This window comes from Lewinellaceae bacterium (genome assembly GCA_020636135.1).
Taxonomy (GTDB): domain Bacteria; phylum Bacteroidota; class Bacteroidia; order Chitinophagales; family Saprospiraceae; genus JAGQXC01.
Map to the genome: position 1 here is coordinate 85,388 of JACJYK010000004.1, position 25,021 is coordinate 110,408.

At 49.4% G+C, this 25,021-nt stretch carries 22 protein-coding genes; 5 read left to right on the forward strand and 17 right to left on the reverse strand.

The window, feature by feature from the left end:
• The first annotated feature begins 183 nt into the window (after positions 1–183).
• Positions 184–3,108, forward strand: coding sequence for a tetratricopeptide repeat protein (locus H6570_22280; protein ID MCB9322025.1), 2,925 nt, complete (start codon positions 184–186; stop codon positions 3,106–3,108).
• 16 nt (positions 3,109–3,124) lie between these two features.
• Here the strand turns inward: H6570_22280 and H6570_22285 are convergent, their stop codons facing one another.
• The 7 genes from H6570_22285 to H6570_22315 all read right to left on the reverse strand — a co-directional run bounded on the left by H6570_22285 (position 3,125) and on the right by H6570_22315 (position 8,677).
• Positions 3,125–3,622 (reverse strand): acetyl-CoA carboxylase biotin carboxyl carrier protein subunit, encoded by a 498-nt coding sequence (locus H6570_22285; protein MCB9322026.1) that lies wholly within the window; start codon positions 3,620–3,622, stop codon positions 3,125–3,127.
• Positions 3,623–3,723: 101 nt separating this feature from the next.
• Positions 3,724–4,125, reverse strand: coding sequence for a hypothetical protein (locus H6570_22290; GenBank protein ID MCB9322027.1), 402 nt, complete (start codon positions 4,123–4,125; stop codon positions 3,724–3,726).
• 54 nt (positions 4,126–4,179) lie between these two features.
• Complete coding sequence (locus tag H6570_22295) at positions 4,180–4,398, reverse strand: AtpZ/AtpI family protein (GenBank protein MCB9322028.1); 219 nt, start codon at positions 4,396–4,398, stop codon at positions 4,180–4,182.
• Positions 4,399–4,400: 2 nt separating this feature from the next.
• A complete protein-coding gene (locus H6570_22300) occupies positions 4,401–4,904 on the reverse strand; it encodes a polymer-forming cytoskeletal protein (GenBank protein MCB9322029.1) in 504 nt (167 codons plus the stop codon).
• 196 nt (positions 4,905–5,100) lie between these two features.
• Positions 5,101–6,168, reverse strand: a complete 1,068-nt coding sequence (locus H6570_22305) for a PorP/SprF family type IX secretion system membrane protein (protein MCB9322030.1) — start codon at positions 6,166–6,168, stop codon at positions 5,101–5,103.
• Between the two features lie 101 nt (positions 6,169–6,269).
• Positions 6,270–7,355 carry a trypsin-like peptidase domain-containing protein gene (locus H6570_22310; protein MCB9322031.1) on the reverse strand — a complete coding sequence of 362 codons (1,086 nt, stop codon included), beginning with the start codon at positions 7,353–7,355 and terminating at the stop codon, positions 6,270–6,272.
• The gene (locus H6570_22315) at positions 7,355–8,677 is read right to left on the reverse strand and encodes a hypothetical protein (GenBank protein ID MCB9322032.1); all 1,323 of its coding nucleotides are present in this window, start codon (positions 8,675–8,677) and stop codon (positions 7,355–7,357) included. Before H6570_22315 ends, H6570_22310 begins: the two co-directional genes overlap by 1 nt.
• Positions 8,678–8,733: 56 nt before the next feature.
• Here H6570_22315 and H6570_22320 point away from each other — a divergent pair, with 56 nt between their 5' ends.
• The gene (locus tag H6570_22320) at positions 8,734–9,681 is read left to right on the forward strand and encodes a GSCFA domain-containing protein (protein ID MCB9322033.1); all 948 of its coding nucleotides are present in this window, start codon (positions 8,734–8,736) and stop codon (positions 9,679–9,681) included.
• Positions 9,682–9,689: 8 nt separating this feature from the next.
• On the opposite strand, the gene H6570_22325 is transcribed toward H6570_22320, so the two are convergent.
• On the reverse strand, positions 9,690–10,112 hold the full coding sequence (locus tag H6570_22325; protein MCB9322034.1) for a DUF1573 domain-containing protein: 423 nt from the start codon (positions 10,110–10,112) through the stop codon (positions 9,690–9,692).
• 189 nt (positions 10,113–10,301) lie between these two features.
• Here H6570_22325 and H6570_22330 point away from each other — a divergent pair, with 189 nt between their 5' ends.
• Complete coding sequence (locus H6570_22330) at positions 10,302–11,480, forward strand: amidohydrolase family protein (GenBank protein MCB9322035.1); 1,179 nt, start codon at positions 10,302–10,304, stop codon at positions 11,478–11,480.
• Between the two features lie 65 nt (positions 11,481–11,545).
• Here H6570_22330 and H6570_22335 read toward each other — a convergent pair whose 3' ends face one another.
• From H6570_22335 to H6570_22370, 8 genes are all read right to left on the reverse strand, one after another.
• Positions 11,546–12,409 carry a DUF2911 domain-containing protein gene (locus tag H6570_22335; protein MCB9322036.1) on the reverse strand — a complete coding sequence of 288 codons (864 nt, stop codon included), beginning with the start codon at positions 12,407–12,409 and terminating at the stop codon, positions 11,546–11,548.
• Positions 12,410–12,512: 103 nt separating this feature from the next.
• Complete coding sequence (locus H6570_22340) at positions 12,513–13,013, reverse strand: transcriptional regulator (protein ID MCB9322037.1); 501 nt, start codon at positions 13,011–13,013, stop codon at positions 12,513–12,515.
• 82 nt (positions 13,014–13,095) lie between these two features.
• Positions 13,096–14,205 carry a glycine cleavage system aminomethyltransferase GcvT gene (gene gcvT / locus H6570_22345; protein MCB9322038.1) on the reverse strand — a complete coding sequence of 370 codons (1,110 nt, stop codon included), beginning with the start codon at positions 14,203–14,205 and terminating at the stop codon, positions 13,096–13,098.
• Positions 14,206–14,211: 6 nt separating this feature from the next.
• Positions 14,212–16,218, reverse strand: coding sequence for a peptidylprolyl isomerase (locus H6570_22350; GenBank protein MCB9322039.1), 2,007 nt, complete (start codon positions 16,216–16,218; stop codon positions 14,212–14,214).
• Positions 16,219–16,334: 116 nt separating this feature from the next.
• On the reverse strand, positions 16,335–18,854 hold the full coding sequence (locus H6570_22355) for a transglycosylase domain-containing protein (protein MCB9322040.1): 2,520 nt from the start codon (positions 18,852–18,854) through the stop codon (positions 16,335–16,337).
• Positions 18,855–18,883: 29 nt separating this feature from the next.
• Positions 18,884–19,951: a 3-dehydroquinate synthase gene (gene aroB, locus H6570_22360; GenBank protein ID MCB9322041.1), complete on the reverse strand. Its 1,068-nt coding sequence runs from the start codon at positions 19,949–19,951 to the stop codon at positions 18,884–18,886.
• 3 nt (positions 19,952–19,954) lie between these two features.
• Positions 19,955–20,245 carry an antibiotic biosynthesis monooxygenase gene (locus tag H6570_22365; protein MCB9322042.1) on the reverse strand — a complete coding sequence of 97 codons (291 nt, stop codon included), beginning with the start codon at positions 20,243–20,245 and terminating at the stop codon, positions 19,955–19,957.
• Positions 20,242–21,021, reverse strand: a complete 780-nt coding sequence (locus H6570_22370) for an SAM-dependent chlorinase/fluorinase (protein MCB9322043.1) — start codon at positions 21,019–21,021, stop codon at positions 20,242–20,244. Before H6570_22370 ends, H6570_22365 begins: the two co-directional genes overlap by 4 nt.
• 216 nt (positions 21,022–21,237) lie before the next feature.
• Between H6570_22370 and H6570_22375 the strand changes: the two genes are divergently transcribed.
• Both H6570_22375 and H6570_22380 read left to right on the forward strand, forming a co-directional pair.
• Entirely contained in the window at positions 21,238–22,227 is a 990-nt protein-coding gene (locus H6570_22375; protein MCB9322044.1) for a PhoH family protein, read from the forward strand.
• A gap of 198 nt (positions 22,228–22,425) precedes the next feature.
• Positions 22,426–23,640 (forward strand): 3-phosphoshikimate 1-carboxyvinyltransferase, encoded by a 1,215-nt coding sequence (locus tag H6570_22380; protein ID MCB9322045.1) that lies wholly within the window; start codon positions 22,426–22,428, stop codon positions 23,638–23,640.
• On the opposite strand, the gene H6570_22385 is transcribed toward H6570_22380, so the two are convergent.
• The gene (locus H6570_22385) at positions 23,637–24,836 is read right to left on the reverse strand and encodes an OmpA family protein (GenBank protein ID MCB9322046.1); all 1,200 of its coding nucleotides are present in this window, start codon (positions 24,834–24,836) and stop codon (positions 23,637–23,639) included. The two genes, H6570_22380 and H6570_22385, sit on opposite strands and share 4 nt — an antisense overlap.
• Between the last annotated feature and the right edge of the window lie 185 nt (positions 24,837–25,021).

The window sequence follows — 25,021 nt, forward strand, 5'->3', positions numbered from 1 at the left end:
TCAATTTAAATGAAATATTTAAAATAAATTTGTGGTCAATAAGTTATATGTAAGATAGATCTGCGATAAGTGTACAAGCATATGGTGTGTTCCTATAGACAACGAAAGTACGTCGTTTTTAGCATTATCGTTTTCATTTTGTCCTCTTGTGTTACCCAGAAGCGCCGAGATGATATCAACGGTATGTCCAAGTTGTATCAGAATACAACGGCTAAATACAACGGATATTTCAATGCCAACGAGCTCGTTTACCTCACAACGCTGAAGCTGGAAGAGCAGCATCAGGACAACTATACCCAATTACTTCCGGTATACGATTACGTCGATGTGGAAAACCCGGCCGCGGTGGCACCGGATATGGACCAGGCTATTCAGAAGTTATCTGTTGTCATCAATCTGCATCGCGTCAGCAAATGGACCGATGATAGTTACCTCCTGATGGGTAAGGCCCAATTTCTTAAACATCAATACCAGGATTCACGGGAAACCTTTGAATACCTGGTTGATGAATTTGACCCGGACAATGTAAAGAACAACCGCCGGGCTACCCAGAATGAACAAGCCAAGGAGCGCAACGCCAAGATGAAGGAAAGGAAGAAACAGACCTCATCCAAGAAAAAAGCCTCCAGCAACAAGTCTACCAAAAAGGAACGTGAGGCAGCGATAAAGAACAACAGCAATAGTAAGAAGAACAGCCGCAGTGCTGAAAAAGCACGGCAAGATGAGATCAAAGCCCGGAAGAAAGCCATTGCCGACCGAAAAAAGAACCCACCCTCCACCAAACCGGAAGAACAGGTTGCGACGGCTCCGGCAACGACAACAACAGCTCCGGAGAACAAACCAAACGCCACCCCTGCTGTAGCCGATAATAAAACGAAGAAAGATCAGGAGAAGACCCCGGATAAGCCAAAGGATGATGACAAGCCATTTGGTGAGACCCCAGCCTACTACGAAGGCATGGTTTGGCTTGCCAGGGCGCAGACGGCACAAGGTAATTTTTACGCTTCGCAGTCCATCCTGAACGAACTCAAGCTGAAAAGCAAAACCCCGTCAGAGGTGATCCAAATGGCTGCAGTAGCCGAAGGAGATAACGCCATACGACAGGAAAACTACGCCCTGGCTATCCTCTCGCTGCAGAAAGGCTATGACCTCAGTGACGATAAAGCCGAACGTGCCCGTCTGGCCTTTATTCTGGGCCAGCTGTATGAATTGACCGGTGATGCCAGTCAGGCACTGGCACATTATTCTCAGGTGCTGGACAACCGGCCCGGATTTGATCTGGAATTCAATGCCAAGCTTAAACAGATCGTACTCCAAAACAAAGCCGGCAGCCTAGCAGACCGGAAGGCGCTTGATGCCATCGATGACATGATCAAAGAAGCGAAAAATGCCGAATACCGTGACCAGCTTTACTATGCACTGGCACAGATCGACCTGTCCAAGGGCGACCGCGTAGCAGCAATTGACCACCTGAAATTATCGGTCAGGCAGCCCTCAAAAATGCAGCTGCAAAAAGCTGAATCGTATTATCTGCTTGCCAGCCTGCATTACGAAAAAGATGACTTTTCTCCTGCTTACCACTTTTACGACAGCACGCAGCAATTTATGCTGAAAACCGACGTCCGGCTGGACAAGGTCCAGGAACTGGCAACTTCGTTGAAGCCCATCGCAGAACAAGCCGATATCATTGCACTGACCGACAGTCTGATCCGGGTTTCGCAATGGCCGGATGACAAAAAGCGCGAACTGGCCACCAGGATCAAAAAGCAGCAGGATGAAGAACAGGCAGCCAAAAACGTTCAGTCGACTGTAAGACCAGATCCGCTGGCAGCCAGAGCCACCCCGGGACAGGTGGAAAGACCCGGACAAACAAGTACAAACCCATCGGCCAATTCAACTTTCTTTGCCTATGACGACAAAGAACTCAAACGGGGACTGAAGGCCTTTTCCGATAAATGGGGTAACCGCGCCAATGAAGACAACTGGCGCCGCAGCTTAAGACCGGATGCCACCCAAACCGAGCAGGCCGTAGCCGACCAGCAGCCGGCTGCCGATCAGGTCAAGGATGACGAAATATATCAAATCCTGAAAGATGTACCCCGCAATGCACAGGACCTGGCCCGCGCCAAAGGCAAAATTGAAGATGCGCGGTTCCGCTTGGGTGTATTACTAAGGGATAATATCGACCGCTATCAATTAGCTGCCGATCAGCATGAGCTGCTTCTGAACGATTACCCGGAGACCAGTCATAAAGAAGAAGCCTATTACTACCTATATCTGGACTACAATGACCTCAACGACCCTACCAAAGCATCTCGCTATAAGGACGCCATCCTGGCTGAATTTCCGCAGAGTAAGTTTGCTGTCGTTCTCAAAGATCCCGACTATTATGCCCGTCAGGAGACCCCTGAACAAAAGCTTGCCGCCTATTACCAACAAGTTTTTGACATCTATAGCCAGGGTCAATACGAACAAGCCACTCAGTTGCTGGAAGGCGTAGAGGGATTATTTGGTAAGAACAATGCCTTGAAGGCAAAATTTGCCCTGCTTGGTGTATTCTGTGTCGGTGGTACCCAGGGTAAAGATGCTTATACCGAGGCACTGAAGCAATTCATCGCCAATTATCCTAATACAGAGGAACAGACCCACGCACGGGAGCTGTTACGCTTGTTGTACGGCGGGGATCCCAATGCTGGTGCCAGTACCAATACTTCATCCATCGTGACCTATCAGGACGAAGGCAATGATGTACTGCATTATTTCCTGGTCATCCTCTACAACTCGAAGGACGCTTCCCTTAATGATGCCAAGTCCAATGTGTACAACTTTAACAGCAAGTATTTCTCCAACCGTAAATTCCAGTATTCATCAATCGGCCTTGATGTTCAGAAAGAAATACCGGTGATCATCATCCGGGACTTCAAGACCAAACAGGAGGCTATGGCCTATTATGAGACGGTGGAGAAAAATAAAAAGGACTTCCTGCCCGACCGGTTCAGATACGATGCATTCCCGATCAGCTTACACAACTGGCGGCAGCTGCAACAATCCAAACGTGTCGAGGATTACCGGACATTCCTCGATCAAAATTATAAAATCAAGAAATAGCAGGATCAGCACGAATTTACTTGAAGGTCATCAATACCGCTTCTTTCTCGACCGGCTGACCTTCCCGGACCAGCAGTTGATCTACCGTGCCGTGACCAGTGGATTTGATGACATTCTCCATCTTCATGGCTTCCAGGATCACCACCGGATCTCCGGGTTGAATGGTATCGCCGGGGTTCACCAACAACTTGAGGACGAGTCCCGGCATCGGCGCCCGTAACTGCTCCAGTGCATTGCTGCGATGCCGTTGAAGACCCAATCGTTCAATCATCAGCTCCAGGGCATCGTTCACCATCAGTTCAAACAGCTGTCCACCAGAACGGATCTTTAATCGTTTTGCATCCAGATCCACAGAAACCACTTCAAAATGGAAAGATTCTCCTTCCCAAAGGAGGTGATAGGAGCCTGAACCCGTAGCGACCACATCCAGTGACGACAAAGCATCGGAAGTGATCATAACCGGTTCAGCACCGGCAGTGCTTATGCGATAAACAGCATCTTGGTTGTCGGACATAGTACATCGATTGCATTCAAAGATCGCAAAATTGCTCCCAATTAGAGTAATTGACTTATAGGATTGGTTACTGGTTGAAAGGTCATGAGTCGTTGATCCTGTTAATTCAGAGCTTTGCTGCTCTTCAGCCGGCCAGATTTGGCCATATAGGCGGTCTCAAAGATGGTGAACAGGATGTAGACAACAATGAAGGGGAGAACAAAATACCGGGTATCCGGATGATAGTGTCGCTTGAAGGCATAGACAATAACCACACTCGACGCCAGTTTGAACAGGATGACCGCATAGGTAAGGTAAAGCAACAGATAGGGATTTTCGTGGGTGCCCAGCCGCTTGCTCAGGTAATAAATAAGTACAGATAGGGTCGTGAAATACACCATCGCCACATACCCTAAACCAATAAATGGTTTTAACTCCGGCAGGAACCAGCCAAACAATAACTGACTGACGACAGCAAGTAGCAGCACTATGGCTAATCCCAGGTAGAACCGTGCAGAGCTCATCGTGAATAAAGGTACTAAAGGATCGGAACTACCGGATAACGCATCATCGGGAAATCAGTCATTATCCTCCCGTAGTTGTAAGTTTAGCGAATAAATGGTGCCTATAAATCCTACCAGCACCAGTCCTACGGTAAACCAGGGTTTAGCCAGATCAAAATACCGATCTGCCTTTTGCCCGATCCAGATACAGAAAAAAAGAATGGCTCCCATCTGCAGAGCCATTCCGGTATATTTCAGATACGCATTGACCCTGGGGGTCGGATTACGTGTCACAATTACTTCTTAATGGGATCTTCCACAAAGGAAATGATCTCATCCTTGGCCGGTTTTTTATCGGTGGCACCAGGAGTCAGTTTGATTTCCTGTTTTTTCTCCGCGTGATTTTTGGTCGCATTTTTAACGCCCATATTACAATTCACATTGAAAGTAGCACCGGAATGCACAACCAGTTTGTCGGTATTAATATCACCGGTGATGCTGGCTGTTTCGTTAACCGTAAGGGTGTCGTTGCACGACAATAAACCGTGGAATGCGCCTTCAATCAGTGCATTTTCGCAGCGGATATCACCTTCGACGACTCCTTTCGGGCCAATGATCACCCGCCCTTTGCAATTTAATGTCCCCGACAGGTTTCCATCGATACGAATATCACTCTCCGTGCGAATATCACCTTCGATAATGGTTCCTTCAACGACACTATTCAGGGAGTGGCCGGAGGGAGATGGCATTGATGGTAAGGTATTGCTTTTCACGTCTTTTTTTGTGTTGTTTCCAAACATAATCAGGTGGTTTTCTTTCTTTGGACAATTTTTTTATCAATTGCTACATAGTGGCAGTTCATGAAATTAAGACTTATCCGGCGATTGGCCAAATGCTTTAACAGTCTTAACGGAACGATTCCAATCGATGCAATGGCCCATAGGAATCCAGGACCCGGGTAGTTCTTAACACAGGATATGTTCTGTCGTAAATATATTAAAACTCAGGACAATACACCCCACGATTCTCTGCTCCGCACAATTTGTAAATCAGCGAAAATTCGAAAGAACCATTGGAACCACTGGCCTGATGCAGTGGGGAAGTGTTGATGTCATAACTAAAGCCGAGGCCAAACTGATTGTAGTCAAACCGGGTTGACAAAATGATGGCATCCATCAATATGGATTTCTCGTAATGATTAGCCAGCCGTGCCCAGAGTCCGAATTGTACCGATTGCTGGGCGTCGCGGGGGCCAAACAAAAAGCGCAGGCTGGTACCTCCGTTTATTTCAAAGGAAGGGCCCTGACTAAGCATGACAATACCGGGTAAAATGGAATACTGCCGGTTGAAATTGATCTCACCTCCAGCGTGAATGGTGTATTTTCCGTACAGCGGGATGGTGGTACCTTCTTCGAATGCAATATTTGGCTGATTCAAATGATCGTAGGCCACACCCAGATAGACATTGTTGTCCTTGTTGATGACTGAAAACCACAGCAATCCTACGTTCAGGTCGACGAAAGACAGGTTGTCCTGATAGAGTTTGCCTTCTTCCCCGGTGGGCAAGGTCGGGTCGAAACCTCCGTTGTTGTCGTGCTGAAGTCCCCAGCGGGCCTGGGTAAAATCGATGGTCCGGAAAGCATATCCCAATGATGTCCCGGCTACCATATAATGACTGTTGCGACGGTTGCCAAACATCTTTTTACTGAAGGATCCGGATAAAGCGGCCTTCATGGTCCCGAAATTGAGCTGGCCGGCAACATCTCCATAAAAAGAACCGCCGATACCAAAATTGTCGTACTGGCCTACCGGAACCTTATGATCGTAAGATACGGCGTAGGTATTGTAGGCATTGGATTTCAATACGGAAGCCCATTGATTGCGGTAGTTGGCGATGAAGCGGTTGTTACAGTTCATAACGCCGGTCATGGCCGGATTCAGAGTCAGCGGAGACATGTAAAACTGAGAAAAATGGATATCCTGAGTACTGGCGGTGGTGGTCATAACGATCACTACCAGAAACATCAGTCCGGACTTTATGGCGCGTAATACACTGTACTCCATAGATTCTGCTTTAAGCGATTTAGAATGTTCGACGTCGGGTGTTCGTTGCTTAAATCTATTACCCTAAAGATAAACGACAATTGCCATATAATAGTGTGCCATCAGGACGTCTCACGCCAAATAGCACCATAGCTTTCAACCAGAATATTATCGAATTCGTCGGCCTTATCCAACAAATCCTGGAACAAATGTAATGCCGAATCCGGATTCATGTACTGATCGTAGATCAATAATGACAAAATAATATCACTCCCCCGGACACTGAAGGTAAGACCTTCGAGATGGTAGTTCTGACGCAGGAGGTACTCATACAGGGCTTTATTCCCATCTTTAGGCAAATAGCAAAGGTAGGCTTCCCCGGTGATCAGGCCAGTCTTCTCATGGTAGCTGATATTCACTTTGGCGCTGCCGCGGAGCAGCTCCCAGTTGTTTGGACCCAATCTGGACAGGGGCACGCTGAATCCCAGTTTGGCCAAAATCTCTTCTATCGTTGCTGCCAGTCCGGTGGGTTCGTATTGCTCCGCGGATGATGGCATGGCAGCTGGCATCCCACAAAAGCTGCAATATTTTCCGGAGAGGTTCGTCACATGGACGATATTGGAGCACCCCGGGCACCGGATCGCCTCCGGTTTCCCGGCCGCTTTGAATTCATCGATGGCTGAACGGATATACCCCGATGGCAGGCAAAAACCCATATTTTGTCCATCGCGGATCACAAAGGTATTGATGCCAATGATGTCCCCTGCCATATTGACCAGGGGGCCACCGCTATTTCCCGGGTTCAGTGCCGCATCATGCTGATAGTACCGGATGTCCCCGTTTCGAAAGAGCGTGCTGGATATGATGCCCTGGGTAGCCGTAAATTTCAGATCGTACGGATGTCCTGCGGCGACAACCACTTCCCCTTCCCGTGCTTCCTGACCGAGGTTGAGCCTACCCTGCTCAGTGCATTTCACCTGTTTGGGCAAAGCCAGGAATGCCAGATCAAATCGTTCATCCAGGTAGACCACCGGGACCAGTTGCTTCGGAATGCAGTCGCTGTGGATAATGACCTGACGATTGTCCCGGACCACATGTTCATTGGTGATGATGAGCCCGTCGGAAGCCAGGAAAAAGCCGGTCCCGGTCACATAGGGTGTGGCAATCTGGACAATGATTTGCTTCAATCGTTCGATGACTTCCTCCATCAATACAGTTTTGTCAGGTCCTGAGCGCCTACCATGGCCAGAAAGGACCGGGCACACATGGCCTGGTCTTCATAATTAAGGTCGTGTACGGTGAGTCGCAAATGGGGAAAACGGTTCCTGTACTCCTCTTCGATGGCTTCAAGTGATTTGCGAACATTTTTCTTATCCAGCTTTCCATTCTGCAAGTATCGGGGCGGGAAGCCAAGATCGCGAAAATAGGATTCCTCCCGGATGCGGTAATACAATCGAAACAGATCACGGTCGGGTTCGGGCAGTGCATAATTAAAAAAACAATAGCCTACCAGGTAATCACAAATGGCCAGTGAAATCTCGGGAAAATCATTTTCCATGTACCAATTGATGTTGCTGAATTCCGACTGGATCAATTCCTGGATCTGCTGATGATTGACCGGAGTGGTAATGCCAAAGGTCGATTTGGTGAGGTATAATTGCTGGTCAAATTCCTCGCGGGAAATATGCTGCAAGACTTCAATTTCATGCCGGAGCTGCGTCACTTTCTGATAGAGCGTCTCATTGTCCTTGGCGAAATAAAGCCGGTGCATTTTTTCAAATGCCTCCATCAGTGTCCCCTGTGGTACCAGCAGGTAGTCCAGTTTGTAACACAGCGCCAGAAGCAGATAGCCTATGGAAGCAGGATACTGCATGTAGTTTATCCTGGCAGAATCGAGAAAGGTAAGGGTGGAATGGATCTGATGCTGGAAATACTTGTACTTATGCTCCAGTTCGTCCATTGTTAAAGCAACCGTATGACCGGTATTGACCGGATCCAGATCCCTGAACTCGGAGATCAGCAGGTCATCCTGCTTGTCGGCATGAACGGCCAGTTCTTTCAGGGCATAATACAATTTGTAAGGAGAGGCATCAACCAGTGCGGTGTCGAAAACCAGGGTAATGTAGTTCTTGTCATCCAGAGTAAACCGGGAATACTTCAGGGCAAAATTTTGCTCGATAAGCCGGCGCAGGAAACCGATATTCATATCCTGGGAAAACGCTATCCTGCTCTCTGCCCGCACATGAGTGGAAGATGCACGTCCAAAAATCTGTTTGGATCCCTGAAAGAAGGAAAATTGCAGGGTATGATCCTCTATCCAGGATTTTGCATTGTCCAGTCCGGGATCCCGCAGATAATCCATAAAATGCTGAATTGCATCCCAATACGATTCAGAATCATAGGCATCCAGCGCCCGGTCCCAGGAATTGTATTGTCCTTCCTCCTTATACAGATCGGTATACCTTCCCAGACGCAGTGGTGGTTCGCCTGCCGCTTCCTTATGCTTGAATAATCGATCCCAAATATGCATATCAAATGATATGAAGCTCGCAAAATACAATAATTTTACTACCTCAAGCACCTCTCATGCAGCTCCAGACACCCGTGCAGATTCCGCTCCCTGACTGGCATTTTGGCCTGGGAGACCGGTTTCTTTGTATCGGTTCCTGTTTTGCGGAAAACCTGGCTAACCTGCTCTCACACCACCATCTGGACATCGGCCTGAACCCCTATGGCATCACTTTTAATCCATTGTCTCTGGGCCAGCAATTAAGACGATTGCTTGCCGGGGAGGCTCCCCGCGAAGAAGCCCTGTTCAACCAGGACGGGCTCTTCCACCACTGGCAATACCATGGCCGTTTCAGCAGGGTATCCGGAGAACAAACCTTGCGTGGCATGGAGGAAGCATTTCGGGCAGGAAGGGATCGACTGATGAATGCCAATAACCTGGTCCTGACCTGGGGCAGTGCTCATTACTACCTGTACAGGAAGGATAATCTGATCGTAAATAACTGCCACAAGGTTCCGGGTCACCTGTTTTCAAGAAACCGGGCTTCGGTAGAACAGATCATTGAATTATGGGTGCCGCTGGTGGATGCTCTGCTCACAGAAAACCCACAACTGCGCATCACCTTAACCGTATCACCGGTGCGATACCTGAGGGATGGATTGGTGGAAAGCAACCGCAGCAAAGCTGTCCTGCTACTTGCCGCCGAAGCGCTGACCAACACCTTTCCGGACCGGCTGTATTATTTCCCTGCTTACGAGATACAGATCGATACCTTACGCGACTACCGGTTTTATGACCGGGATATGGCTCATCCCACTTCTCAGGCCATCGAATATATCCTCGACCGGTTTTTGGAGACGATGCTCAGGCCGGAAGACCACCTGGACTGGCATAAGTTGAAAAATTTAATCCTTCAGCTGGACCACCGCCCATTGCATCCGGATCTTCCCGGTCTACCGGATCGGATCCGCCAAATTGAAGAAGAATTGGGCCAACTCCTGACACAAATCGGGGTGGGTCAATAATTCCGGTCTTATTTCAACTTCAGGTCGTAATCGTAGGACACCTGATAAACGAAAGCATAGCCCGTCGCCGGATTGATATTCTTGAGAATGATGTCCACCGTAAGAGTTTCATTTTCCTCTTTGCTGCTGGAATCAAAAGTGATCTTCAGGGTACCTTTTCCGCCCGGGGGAATGGGTTCTTCCGGATACGTATAGGTGGTACAGTCACAGGCAGAGACCAGATCGATCTGTATCGGCTCACTGCTGATGTTGGTGAAGTGGTATACGGTATCACGGGTCTCGCCTTTCACTACCGGTCCGAACGACACATGGGTATAATCAAAGCGCAGGATGTCAGTTGAAACAGGTTTTCCTGCCGTTGATTGCTGGGCAGATATGCACCCGACACCTGCGAGAGCTGCAAACATCATTAAGCCAAGCAGTCGGATCAAAGATGTGCGTGTTGATATTTTCATTTCTTCAGAACGTGATAATGGTACCAGAAAGTGGAATTGCCGGGATAAAATTCGTTCTTTCTTCTTACCTGATGCCGGTAAATGGTGTTATTAAAATCTATTTAACATCCTAACTTGGCGGCTCATCCGGTGTAATATTCATATTGAATACCTCAAACAGGCAGCATGGCAATCCAAAAATTAACTGCAACCTACCTTTGTCCGGGAGACCGCAAACCGCAAAAGGGACAGGTTCTGATCCTCAATGAGCAGGGCAGGATCCTGGCCATTGAACCCTCATCCGATCATGATCCCGCCAGCGTGAAGCACTACGAAGGTTTGCTTGCACCGGGATTCATCAATGCGCACTGCCACCTGGAATTGTCGCATCTCAAAGGCAGGGTACCAACCGGTACCGGACTACTGCCCTTCCTGAAAGGCGTAGTGAGCTTGCGGGAAGTTGATCCGGAGATTATCCAGGAAGCCATAGCCCGGGAAGATCAGGCCATGTATGATTCCGGTATACAGGCGGTAGGAGACATCTGCAATACAGCAGACACCGTTCCGGTGAAATCAGGTTCACCCATCGATTACTACTCATTTGTAGAGCTGTTTGATTTTATGCAGGATTCGCAGGCACAGTCGACTTACGACCGGGCCCGACCGGTACTTGCCGGTCAGCGTTCGACACGGCATGCCGTCAGTGCGGTGCCGCATGCACCATACACTGTATCAGATACCCTTTATAAATTCATTCAGAAAGAGAATGACCGCGGCGCCACCATCAGCCTGCATAATCAGGAAACGCCCCATGAAGACGCGCTCTTCCTGAATGGTAGCGGTGGGTTCCCGGCATTCTTCCGCGACTTTGGCATCGATTTCAACTTTGACGCTCCGGGCACTTCTTCACTGGTTTATGCGAGGAAACGGCTGCACCCCGACCAACCCATTCTCCTGGTTCACAATACACTCAGTTCTCCTGAGGATATCCGGGAGGCGATGGACTGGAATCCGTCTACCTTTTGGGTTACCTGTCCCAATGCCAACCTGTACATTGAAAACCGGATGCCCGACTACCGGAAATTCCAGGAAGCCGGGGCAACCCTGGCAATTGGCACCGATTCACTTACCTCCAACTGGCAGCTGTCCATCTTTGAAGAAATGAAGACTATCCTGCGCTATCAGTCGTATCTGGCTTTTGAAGAAGTATTGCGATGGGCCACCTACCACGGCGCTCTGGCATTACAGATGGATGACCGCCTGGGTTCGTTTGAGGCAGGGAAGCAACCGGGAGTAATCTGGATCCAGACGAAACCTGCGCAACCATTTAACCTGGAAGGCGCACAGGTTCAGCGCGTTTTTTGAGACCAAAATAAAAAGGCGCAATCCGGGATACGGGTCACGCCTTAAATATCTATTGCGAAATTAAATCAGGGTTTGTCTTTCCAGGCATCAATGGCTTTGGAAATGCTTTCCTTAAATTCTCCAAAAAATTGATCGTTGGAAGCATTGCCTAATTCAAGGCTTTTCTCTGCGCTGGCTATCGCACCAGAAGTATCTCCTGCTTTACCCTGTACCTGAGCCAGGATCCAATAATTATAAAAGCCTTCCTTTAACCCTACCGACTCTTTGGCCCATTCCATGGCTTTATCCAGTTGTTCACCGGCATCGGCCAGATACTGGGCACCTCGGGCATAGATCTGCCATTTATCATCGTCTTTTGCAGAGGTCAGCGCTTTCTCTACATTGGCAACTGCGAGATCAACGGTCTTTGCCTTTACGCGGATGTATATCCGTTTTTTCTCCCAGGCCAACCGGATGTAACCACTCTCCTGTGAAAACTCATTGATGGTGTAATTGAGCCACTCTTCATTGACCGAAGAACCTTTGACCTCAACATCGGTGGTGACAACATCTTTGGCTGCATCGAATCCATAGGCACCCCACAAGGTGGTATCGGAGTTAAAATGTGCAGTCCACTTATCACCTTCTTTAGGCGTAAGAAAGAAAGCATAAGTTCCGGCAGCGAGGTTCTCGCCTTCAATGCTTACATCCGTACCAAAGTGCATTAAAGTCGCTTCGTTGGCACCGGCACGCCACACCTCATTGTATGGCACCAGGGTACCCCACACATCCCGGTCGCGAACTGCCGGTGAAGAGTAGGCGATCTTAATATCAGTGACGCCAAGTACGTAAGAAACGCTGGCATGTGGGCTCTTTTGCGGCAACTGCTGGGCCTGCAGTGTACAAACAATAAATGATAATGCAATTGTTAGTTGAAGCAATCTCTTCATAGTCAGTTAAATTTTTTCTGGATTAAAAAGTGCTGAAGATAAAACTTATCATCCCAAATGCCAAAAATGCAAAGTGCAGCCTGTGTTAACATGCTGATAGCGATTAGCGGATCAATTTGAAGAACGTTTTACTCAGCCAGTTCGGATCGGATTCGATCAGGTTATCCAATACAACATCGGCTTTTTGGGAAAACTGCCTCAATTCCTGTACCATACGGCAAAATTCGGAGCTTTTCTCACACACCCCCTGTACCTGGGCTACCTCCTGAAGGATATCCACCATCGGGTCCAGTTCTTTACGTTTTCGTTGGCGAATGATTTGCTTGAGGACGATCCAGATATCTTTTTCTGCGAGATAATATTCCTTCCGGTCTCCGGTGAGATGGGTCTTATAGATGATCTCCCAATCCAGCAAGGTCTTAAGATTCATGCTGGCATTGCCGCGTGAGATCGACAATTCCTGCATCAGATCCTCGGTACACAATGGTTTGGCGGAGATAAGGAGTATGGCGTGAATTTGGCCCATGGTCCGGCTGATACCCCACTCGGTACCAAGCACTCCCCACCGCTCCACAAACAATGCCTTACCTTCCTTATAATCCATGCCACGTATTTTCTTCATTTTAAATACGCAGGTCAAAACAATTGTTTACAGAACCCTTATCTTTTTAACTGCCGGACGCGAATCAATCGGTAAGAAAAGGCAATTTCGTTACCACTGCAGCAAGTAATTTACTGCCAGCCTGAACCTGAATTTCCGAGCCGGGTTGTGCCAATTCTGCCGGCACATAACCCATACCGATCGGTATTCCCAATGTTGGAGACATGGTACCCGAGGTGACCCGGCCTATCTCATTTCCTTCAGTGGAAAATAGCAGGTAATCGTGACGGGGAACCCTCCTGTCCTGCACCGTAAATCCGACCAATCTGCGGGATATACCCTGTTCTTTCAAAAACTCGATCTTCTCTTTGCCGACGAAAGCTCCTTTCTTGAGCTTCGTGATCCATCCCAAGCCAGCTTCCAGGGGTGAAGTAGTATCGTCAATATCGTTCCCGTAAAGGCAGTATCCCATCTCGAGGCGCAAGGTATCCCGGGCTCCTAACCCAACCGGCATGATGCCCTCGGATTTGCCCGCTTCCATAATTGCTTCCCACAACCGGATGGCGTGCTGATTATTAAAATAAAGTTCAAATCCTCCGGCGCCCGTATACCCCGTGGCCGAGACAATTACATTGTCAACCCCGGCAACCGGGCCTTTCGTAAAATGATAATACTTCAGCTGGCTCAGGTCGACATCGGTCAGCGACTGAAGGATTTCAGCAGCTTTGGGGCCCTGCAATGCCAATAATGCGGACTGATCGGATATATTGACGATCCGGGTATCAAATTGACCGGCGAACTGCTGGATGTTATCCCAGTCCTTATCAATATTGGCAGCATTGACCACCAGCATATAGGCCTGCTCACCTTCCGCGCACTGATCTTCATCGAGCCGGTAAACGAGCAGGTCATCGACGATTCCGCCGTCACGATTGGGCAGACAGGAATATTGCGCCTGGCCAATGGCCAGTTTGGAAACATCGTTGGAGGTTACGTATTGGATCAGGTCAAGAGCCTGTTTTCCTTTAACAATGAACTCGCCCATGTGGGAAACATCAAATAATCCGGCGCGTTCCCTGACTGCTTTATGTTCTTCCTGAATTCCGGCATAAGAAATAGGCATAAGGTAGCCGGCAAAAGGTGCCATTTTTGCGCCCAGCGCCTGGTGCAATTCTGTTAAAGGTGTCGTTTTCATGATCGGTTACTGTAAGCTGATTTTTTCGATCCGGTCTCCGGGCAAGATCGACTGAACGACATCCATACCGGAAATGACCTTCGCAAAAATAGTATATTTTCCGTCCAGGTGCGGCGTGGGAGACAAGGTCACAAAGAATTGGCTGGATTCGGTATCTTTTCCGCTGGAGGCCATCCCAACCAGACCTTCCTGGTTGTATTGCAAAGGCGCCAGCTCGCTATGCAGGAACACAGGCAATGAACCATAACCATCCCCGCGGGGGCAGCCGGTTTGTACCACAAAATTGGGTACCACCCGGTGAAATACCTTCCCATCGTAAAATCCCTGAATGATCAGCTCAATGATCCGGCTCACGGTGGCGGGAGCAGCTGCGGGGAAAAAACGTATGGCAAAGTTTCCGCGCACCGTTTGCACCACCACCTGAGCATTCTCATACTGTGACAGCAGGTTCCACTGAATCTCTGCATAATTCTGGATGGGTTCAGCCTTGTAGGCTTTGTTCTGCCTCTTGGCCAGGTTTCCACCCAAAGCATTGTAGGCATCGTGATCAAAGTCTATATCCAGGGATGCAAACAGGGTCTCCATCTGGCTGACTTCATTGGTTGTCCAGAGGTTTTTGGTCTTGGGATCCACCAGGGCATCCGCAGCCAGCTGAATGGCAGCCGGGTCTCTGCGGTTCGCAGCCGTGATCAGTGCTGAGATCAGTTCTTTTTTGACCGATTCTCCACCACCGAATGCAGAATTGTAATGATTGTCCTTGAGCATGGCCACGATCCCTTCCAGGGCTGCAGTGCGCACCGGAGCTTCCAGGTCATCAGCCCATTTAAGCAGTTCACGGTAGGATTTCAGATCATAGGACAATTCCTTGATCATCAGCCCTTTGATGGTCGTGTTGCTCTCTTTGTTGATCATTTGGGTGAGGATCGAAGCCCGGTTGCTTCTGGCGATACCATAGGGATAGGGGATGTGCCGTAAGGCAGCACCGATGATTTTCGCTTTTACCAGGTCACGGTAGTCGCCATAGGCCAGGTTGGAAAGCATGGTCCGGTCGTTTTCATCAGCATGATCACTGATCCATTGGGCAGCTGTCAGAGCGATGCTCTCATTGGCATCATTCAACTGATGCACGATGACATCCTGGGCCTGATTAAAGGAAAAATTACCCAGTGCCCGAATGGCATTGCACCGCAAACGGAAGTCCGGTTCCTGAGCAACCGCTTTCTTCAATGCTGCCAGAGCCTCTGGAGATTTGGACTTACCCGCCGCCAGCAGGAGGGGCATCCTCAAATAGGCATTCGTTTCGGTAGCCAGGGCTTCCAGCAATTCCGAAGAATAGACGGACAGGTCAATCGGATTGGCCCGCCCCAGATAATGGGCTGCCAGGAGCCTAACCGAATAGGGATAAAGCGCGCTGGTTGCATATTTAACCATGGTAGCTGTTCCTGCCGGCTCGGGAATACTACGCAACATGTACTGATAAATCGCCCGTGTCTGGCCTTCCAGCAATAGGGTGTCGGTCGGCTTGTAGGTTGCCACCGTACTGATGGGCTCAAGCAGCGAGGAATCACCAACCCGGCCGATTGCTTCGAGAATGGCCCGGTTAGCCAGATAAAACTGTCCGGTCGAATCGTACTGCTGGAATGCTTCCACCAGTGAGGCGGCAACCCCATCGTCACCACTCAGCCCCAGGCTATAAGCAGCTTGTGCCCGTACCACGGGTGAAGGGTCGGCAAGCAGCGGTGCCAGTGAATCGGTTTGGTATTGACCAGCCATGGATCCGAGATCCAGTGCGGCCGCATAACGGTAGGTGGCATTGACATCATGCAGGTAGGGATAGATGAACTGGACCTGGCCGGATTGTTGCCAGTCAGCCAGATGCATGACCGTGGTGTCACTGAGTTGGTAATCCACCTCAAGGCCCAATTCGACTTGTTCCTGTTTAACGGCAGGCACGCATTGAGTTAAAAAGAGGATACCCAGGATGAGGATACCTGCATTTCTGAATACGATCATTTCATATCCTTGTTTGCAAAAAAATAGAATTTCTACGGGGGTCCTTAATCAGTCAATGCTTCAAGTTCCGGTTGGAAAGCCGCAAATTTAGTGATTTTTATTGTTTACGAGGCAGTTTAGTGAATGATATCGAATTCATCCTGCAGACCCTGTTCGACATCAAAAACATCCTCCGCTGACGGCTCTTGTTTATAGTCATCGCAATCGATGGTAATACCTAACCGGCCTGCCGGCACACTGAAATGCGTCTGCGCATCAAATTCATCGGCAGGCAATGCTTCCAGTTTACGCATGAGCAGATTAAAGATAGGACGGGCCATTACGGCGCCCTGGCCGGCATCCAGCGTACGGAAACGGATCCAGCCGTAGTCACCACCCACCCAGGTACCGATGACCACACGAGGATGGATACCCATAAACCAACCGTCCACGTGGTTGTTGGTGGTGCCGGTCTTACCTCCAACTTCCGGAGAAGTCAGTCCCAGTTTGCCATTTCCGATCGCCTGTTCGAGCATGCGTACCATGACATAATTGGTCTTTTCATTCAATGCCCGGTGACGGGCGAGCTTATTCTGATAGATCAGTCGTCCGTGGCGGTCACGGATGTATTGTATGATAATGGGCTTGTTGTATTCACCGTTATTGGCAAATACGCTGTAAGCTCCCGTCAGCTCTTCCACTTTAAGCTCAGGAGTACCCAGGCAGATACTGGGCACTGAAGGAATCTCGTCCCCGTTCAATCCCATCGAAATGGCCGTCTCACGCACCGGCTCCGCGCTTCCAAAGCTCTTCATCAGAAAGACGGAAAGCGAGTTGACGGATTCGCGCAGACCCTGATACAGATTCATCTTTTTTCCGGTAAAGTCGTGACTGTTCTTCGGGGTCCAGGGCTCTGGGATATGGAAATTATTCTCCCCCGGAGCAATGGTATAGGGCTGGTCGATCACCTCTGTACAAGGTGAAATGTTGTTCATCACCGCCGTCGTGTAGACAAACGGCTTAAAGGTGGAACCGACCTGACGATTGGAAGTGACGTGATCAAACTTGAAGTATTTGTGGTTGACTCCTCCGACCCATGCTTTGACAAACCCGGTCGTCGGGTCCATGACCATAACCCCGGTCTGAAGGATTTCCATGTGGTACTTGATGCTGTCCATCGGGGTCATTACCGAATCCTTTTCAAAATCCGGAGAACTGTAGTCAAAGATCCGGCAGGTCGTCTTGGTGTCAAATGCTTTGACAGTTTCCTTTTGCAGGTCCTGGTATTTGACTTTAAGCTCGTCCCATTCATTGCTTTTCATGGCTTCCCGCATACGTTGTGCCTTGTCTTTACGGATGACACCTTTGCTCTGCAAGCCTGCAATCCGGCCTGGATTTTTTTCCTCATCGATCATCCATTCGATCTCGGTATCGGTGTAGACCAGGTTTGACACCTCTTCCTGCATTTTTTGCAGCAGGGTCCCTAAACGGGCATATCGCAGGGTCTGGTAGCGGTCTGACTCATGCATCATGCGGTCCAGTGTCGCCTGGACGATCGATTTTTGCTGATCATCCATGTCATAGGTAAACGGGTTCATCCCCTTCCAATGCCGGAAATACGAAGTCTGTAATTTGGGCATATGCTCCAGAACTGCCTCCAATGCCAGGCGCTGATAAACCGGGTCGATGGTAGTCTCGATCTGAAGGCCGTCTTTAAATAGGTCGTACTCGGTACCGTCCGGCTTACGGGTTTCCGGCTGGGCAAGGATCTCCTTTACCCGCTTTTGTATTTCAACCTTCAGATAGGGAGCAAGGCCGTCGGACTGCGTCTTCCGTTTGAAATTGGACATATCGATGGGCTGCGTCCGCAATGAATCGTACTCCACTTTGCTCAGATAGCCATGCTTCTGCATTTTGGAAAGGACGATATTGCGTCGGGTCGTGGAATTCTCCGGGAATTTCTTGGGGTTGTAGTACCAGGGATTGTTCAGCATGGCCACGATGACCGCAGCTTCATCAGGCTGCAGATCTTCCTGCTCCTTGCCAAAATAGGTTTCTGCCGCCGCCCGTACCCCATAGGAATCGTAGATGAAGTCAAACTTGTTGAGGTACATTGCAATGATCTCCTCCTTGGTGTAAGAGCGCTCAAGTTTAACAGCCGTGATCCATTCTTTGAATTTAGACAGTCCGAGGTTGAGGATCTGCTGAACCTTGCTCATATTGGAAAGGTCGATCCGCGGATACATCAGCTTGGCCAATTGCTGAGTGATGGTACTTCCGCCACCGGAGGACTTTTTACCCATCAGAAGGCTCTTGACCCCTACCCTGCCCAATGCTTCCAGGTCGATACCGGCGTGTTTATAATAACGCTCGTCCTCGGTTGAGATCAGGGCCTGGACGATATAGGGATTCAGTTCTTCGAAGGCGACCGGCACCCGGTTCTGGATGAACAGCCGGTCCAGTTCATTTTTATTTTTGTCCAGAATGACCGTAGCAAGTTCATTCTCCGGATTCTCCAGTTCTTCAAAGGTAGGCAGGTCCTGCCGTGACAAAATGATAAAAAACAGGATGCCACTGAGGACCATGAGGATGGCCAATCCCCACAGGATGCGGTACAATTTTTTAGCCAGTGACTGGTTGTAATTGGTATCTGCCATAAGTTTGATCTGTTCGGCTTACCTGTCCATTAAACTGGTACGGATAGTTGATTATTGTAATAAGTGATCGCTTCTTCGACCAAATCAGGTTCGATAATGCAGTCGATACAGGGTTCTCCGGGTTTTTTCAGCAGCGAAAAATGAAGTTGGTCTCGTTCATTTTTCTTGTCCTGAGCCATGATCTCCAGGATGGCACCACGCGCATCATCCGGTATTGCAATCTCCGGATACCATCGCTTGACAAATCGTTCGATGTGGGTGAGTTCTTCGGCGGGAAATCCAAACCGTTTGCCGGCAATGTATAATTCCCCAATGAGTCCAATCGCCACGGCTTCACCATGCAAAAGGGGATGATCGGTTTCCAGGAAATAGGATTCGACGCCATGCCCCAGGGTATGCCCCAGATTCAGGATCTTGCGCAACCCTGCCTCATAGGGGTCCTGTTCGACAACTTCCCGCTTCACGGCAATGGCCCGGGTAATGTATTCTTCATCCAGGATGTCCGGCAAGGACTCCAGTTCGAGCAATTTGTGGTACAAATCCACGTCATGCAGCAATCCATGCTTGAAGATCTCGATCATGCCGCTGGCCAGCTGCCGTTCCGGCAGGGTCGTGCAGAACTGGGGATCAACCAGAACAGCCTGTGGATTCTTGAAGAGTCCAATGCAGTTTTTAATGTGTTTGAAGTCAATGCCCAGCTTACCTCCTACACTGGCGTCTACCTGCGACAATAAGGTGGTCGGTATCTGAATGAAGGGTATGCCCCGCTTAAAGGTCCCTGCACAGAAACCGCCCATATCACCGATCACACCACCGCCCAGGTTGATGATCAGGGACTTGCGGTCGGCATGTCCGTCAAGTAATTGCTGCCAGATGTGCTGGCATTCCTGGATGTTCTTGGCTTCCTCGCCGGCAGGTATCCGGATGATGGTGGCACCTTCGACCAGCGAGCGGATCCGTGGCAGGCAATGCAATTCGGTTTGTTCGTCCACCAATACAAAGAGCGTGCTGTAACGCAATTGCTGCATCAGCGGTGCAAGCGCTTCCGCTACCGGCCCGATATGAATGCTATAGTCCGCAATCGGCAAAATCTGCATGATTCACTCATTTTCTGAACGCAGTGTAAACGCCTGAGGTGGTACTAAAAATTGTGGCTTGATCGATTTCCACGTATCCCTGAAAAATGGAGACTGCCGGTAATGTTCCAGGTCTTCCACGCTTTGCCAGCTGCTCCAGGTGTACCAGACGCCAGGTGTGTCTGCATCCTGATAAAGCTCCAAAGATACACATCCTGGAAAATTCAAAATGTGTCCTTTCCGTTCATTAAACAATCGGATGAATTCGGGAACGTACGTTTCCAGGAAATGCATTCTGACGATGCGGCGGATCATGGCTCGTCGTAGAAGTCGATCTGAACCGTCTCATCATCCTTCAGGCCCAGCAGGCTGGCAGCTTTACCCATATTGATGGCAATCTCCAGATGATCCGCAGAATTGATGAGACAGAGGGTCTCTCCCACCGGTACATCGAAATAATGCTCACTGATGGTGGTTATGGGCTCAAAACGCTTGAAAAACAAGGCAAAATCACGTCCCTTTCTTGCCCGTTCAAAAACTTCTCTGGTGATATTAAGGATGACATTATCAAATTTGTCCACATGGATGACGGAACCCCGGATGTGGGAACGTGTGACCACGGGCTGAAGATTCATTCGCATCACCAGGTTCGTCACTGCGTCACCAATTTCATTTAGGGTATCTCCTCGCCCCAGTTGCCGGATCACTTTGGAAAAAATATCCCGGACCGGAAATGCGCCTCCTTTGCTGCCACGCAATTCAAAAACCTGATCGGGCAGCCGTTCAAAAACCAGTGAAAAAAGACCATTGTTCGGGCCTACAAAAATATAACCGTCTTTTTCGAACAGGATGTAGATGTTCTGAACATTGTAGTTATTATTCACACTGATGAGGTGAACGGTTCCGGGCGGAAAGTGGTTGTACACATTCCGGAGAATGTAAGCTCCCTGGACGATGTCGTATGAGGGTATCTCATGGGTGATATCCACCAACTGCATTTCCGGTGAAGCAGAGAGGATGGCTCCCTTCACCATGCCGACATAATAATCCTGGTTGCCGAGATCGGTTGTTAATGTTACCACCCGGTTCATGTTGCAGAATCTATTAACATTAATTTAATCTGTTGCTATGCGGTCGTAACCGGAAAACCTTAAATTTAGGACAAAAATAAAATATTAATTAAATCTTTAATTCGTTTAGCCTTCAATTTGAAGTATTGAAAAAAGTCAACTACCTTAATTGGAGGAAAAACAAGGCAATTGCCGACGTATTGCATCATTTAAAACCATACTTATTTGGCAAATTCAATGAGTGAAATCAGTCTTTCCGTTGAAGGCATCGATCTGCTTGAACTGTACGGAGAGCGTAATTCCAAACTCAATCTGCTGCGCAAAGCCTTTCCCGATGTAACCATCAACTCCCGGGGCACCAATCTTAAAATAGCCGGTGACAAAAAACAAACCCAGGAGGTGAAAGCCAAACTGGAGGTCATGCTTAAGGTATTGCGCCGTGAAAAAGAATTGAAAATGGACACGGTAGTCGAATTACTGAGCGGTATCCATCCCTATGACCCGCTGGGTAACGGGAGTGGCGACCAGTCCGTTATCGTCCATGGCCGCAGTGGCAAAGTCATCCGCGCCAAGACCGCAAATCAGAAGCGGCTGGTCGAGGCGGCAGAAAATAACGATATCGTATTTGCCGTAGGCCCTGCTGGTACCGGCAAGACCTATACCGCCGTAGCGCTGGCTGTACGCGCCTTAAAGAATCGGCAGGTCAAGAAGATCATCCTTACACGGCCGGCGGTCGAAGCCGGAGAAAGCCTGGGATTCCTGCCCGGCGACCTGAAAGAAAAAGTAGATCCTTATCTGCGTCCATTATACGATGCGCTGGATGACATGATCCCTGCGGAGACGCTGGGCCAGTTCATGGCTAACCGGACCATTGAGATCGCACCATTGGCGTTCATGCGGGGAAGAACCCTGGACAGCGCTTATATCCTGCTCGATGAAGCGCAAAATGCGACCTCCATGCAGCTCAAGATGTTCCTTACCCGCCTGGGCCCCTCGGCGAAGTGTATCATAACCGGTGACTTGTCCCAGATCGACCTGCCTGGATATCAGCGATCTGGTTTGCGCCTGGCGATCGATTTGTTGCACCACCTTCAGGGTGTGGCAACCATTTACCTTGATCCGACCGACGTGGTCCGGCATCGTCTGGTGAAGGAGATCATCTACGCCTACGATAAACATGAGAAGTGGCAGCGCAAGAAGCGGGATGCCCAGTCTGAGGAAGAATAAGGTAGCAAAACGTTGATAGGCGCTCTGAATAAATAATCCGAAGCTGCCTTCCATTTCAGGTAAGTGTCCACCAAATGCAGATATCGCTCAAATCCTTACTTTTGAGCCCATTCTACGATTTGGGAAAACATGACGGCAGATTAAGGCATGGCAGCATTAAACAGGTTCGATTATCCATCCAAGTTGGAATTGCATCGCATGGATCGCAGAATTTCCGGGACGGTTACGCTGGATGGCTCGAAGAGCATCAGCAACCGGGCTTTGATCCTGCGGGCGCTCTCCGGAAAAGATTTTCCTATTACCGGATTGGGAACCTCCAAGGACGTTTCTACCATGCAAGCCCTGTTAGCGTCCCAGAATGAGGTGCTGGATGCCGGCGCAGCAGGCACCACCTTCCGCTTCCTCACTGCTTATCTGGCTTGGTCCGGAAAGTCCTGCACACTGACCGGGAGCGAGCGGATGAAGCAGCGCCCCATCGGACCACTGGTTGAAGCCTTGCGAACCCTGGGCGCCCGGATTGAATACCTGGAAAATGAAGGTTATCCTCCTTTGCGATTCAGCGGTGGACAATGGGAACAAGTGACCCGCAGTCTTACGCTACCGGCCAGTGTCTCCTCTCAATACTTGTCTGCCTTGCTGATGATCGCACCCCGGCTCCCCATGGGACTGGAGTTGAATCTGGAGGGCGAGCTGGTTTCCAGGCCGTATCTTGAAATGACCCTGCATATGATGGGTTTTTTCGGAGTCGATCACACCTGGAGTGGGCAAACCATCACGGTTGAACCACAAGCCTATGAAGCCCGGCCATTCCAGGTAGAGGCAGACTGGAGTGCAGCCTCTTATTATTACAGTATCGCTGCCCTGAGTGATTACTGCGACCTCACGTTATACGGACTGCACCAGGAAAGTCTGCAGGGTGATGCGGCGATAGCCGGTTTCATGGAAAACCTGGGCGTCCATACCGAGTTCGGGGAAGGGTACATCCGGCTTTCACGAACCTCCACGCCACCGAAACCGTTTTTTGAATACGACTTCATCAATTGCCCCGATCTGGCTCAGACAGTTATTGCCTGTTGTGGGGGATTGGGAGTCAAGGGAGTCTTTCAGGGATTGCAGACCTTGTACATCAAAGAAACCGACCGGATTGCAGCCATGCAGAACGAACTAAGGAAGTTGGACGTGGCTTTTTACCAGGATTCTGTACAAGCCAATACTTTTGTTGTTGAGGGCCAGGCTGCCTTCAGGATGACACCCGAATTTGCTACCTACGAAGATCACCGGATGGCGATGGCGATGGCCCCATTAGCCATATTAAACCCTATTGTCATCAAGGACCCCGGAGTCGTTGTCAAATCCTATCCGGCATTTTGGTCTGACCTGGAATCGCTGGGATTTGAAGTGACCACGTGCTAGCTTTCCAGGCTGAGGATCTTTAGTTCGACACGCTGGTTTTTCTGCCTACCGTAGGGCGTATTGTCCGAGGCGATCAGGTGGCTTTTACCGTAACCTTTAGCAATAATGCGACGTGCGTCGATCCCTTTGTCGACCAGGTATTTGGAGACAGACTGAGCCCGGTTGAGGGAAAGCTGCTGACAAAACACATCCTCGCACAATCCATTGGTATGCCCTCCGATCTCGATGCGTACATTTTTGTTTTGCTTCAAAAAGGCATACAGCTCATCGAGAACCGGAAAGTACTTCGAATCGATGTCAAAGGAATTCTCCCGGAAATACAGATTGCGGATGGTGACCACCTGTCCCACCTTTAGGTCACCATACAGTTCGGTTAAGACGCGAATTTTCGGTTGGGAAGGTTTCTCTTCTTCAGGCACTGGTGTCGGGGTTACCGGAGGTGTTTCGGGGCGCTGAGGCTGGGTTTGAGGCCGGGCAGGCGGAGCCTGATTTACAACTTTAGGTTCTTCTTCCTCTGCCACAGGAGGGGTAATCTCCGGGTCAATGGCTGGTAGTTCATCATCACAGGGAATCGGCTCCAGGGCGCTGGCATGGTCCACCAGAACATTGCCATTGTAGGGCATCAAGACCGGCGTCTTGTAATACGCTTCCAGGATGATGAATTTATAATGCTGCTTGGGCTCCAGCTTGAAATTATACTTCCGCCAGTCCGCATTCTCTATGGGCGGGGTCTCGGCGAGCATCTCTGCACGATCGCAGTAATCGTTGCCTCCCCAGATCCGCAGCACGATAGGTTTTGTAAAAGATTTTAGTGGTGAATCCTCTTTAGCATCCAGCTTGCTGAGATAAACATTGGACCGGCACAGGTAGAGCGAAAAAGAGTAGCAAGTGCCTGCATGCATGGCCGTGGTTAGCGCCTGGGTTACACGTTCCCAGGTTTCATTTTCACGTACAACCATGCCCAGGTAGGTTCTTCCGTCCTGCGCAGGACGAGTCACGCTGAACTGACCGGAGGGTTGAATATCCGGTGGGGTCTCCCCCGGCCAACCGCAGTCACGCCACCCCAACGGGGCCTGGCAACACTGCGGTATCCCTTCAAATGAGGAGTTAAATAACTCAATGGATCCTGGAGCATGCTGCCCCCGGGCTACCAGTGAAATAAATAAAAAAAGAAGAGTTACTGTTTGGTTCCGCATTGGTTGTGTCGATCCGGTCACTTTCTTTTTAGGAAAGGTTTAAGATCCGGCAAATAGTTTTAATCGGCTACAATTTAAGACCAATTTAACGATTCTGGCAAGGGAATGTTCGCCTGCTTCCAACCCCAAGAATGAAATCGGGATTAGTTTTTATCTGCCGGTGTAATAAGATCCGAAGATTTATC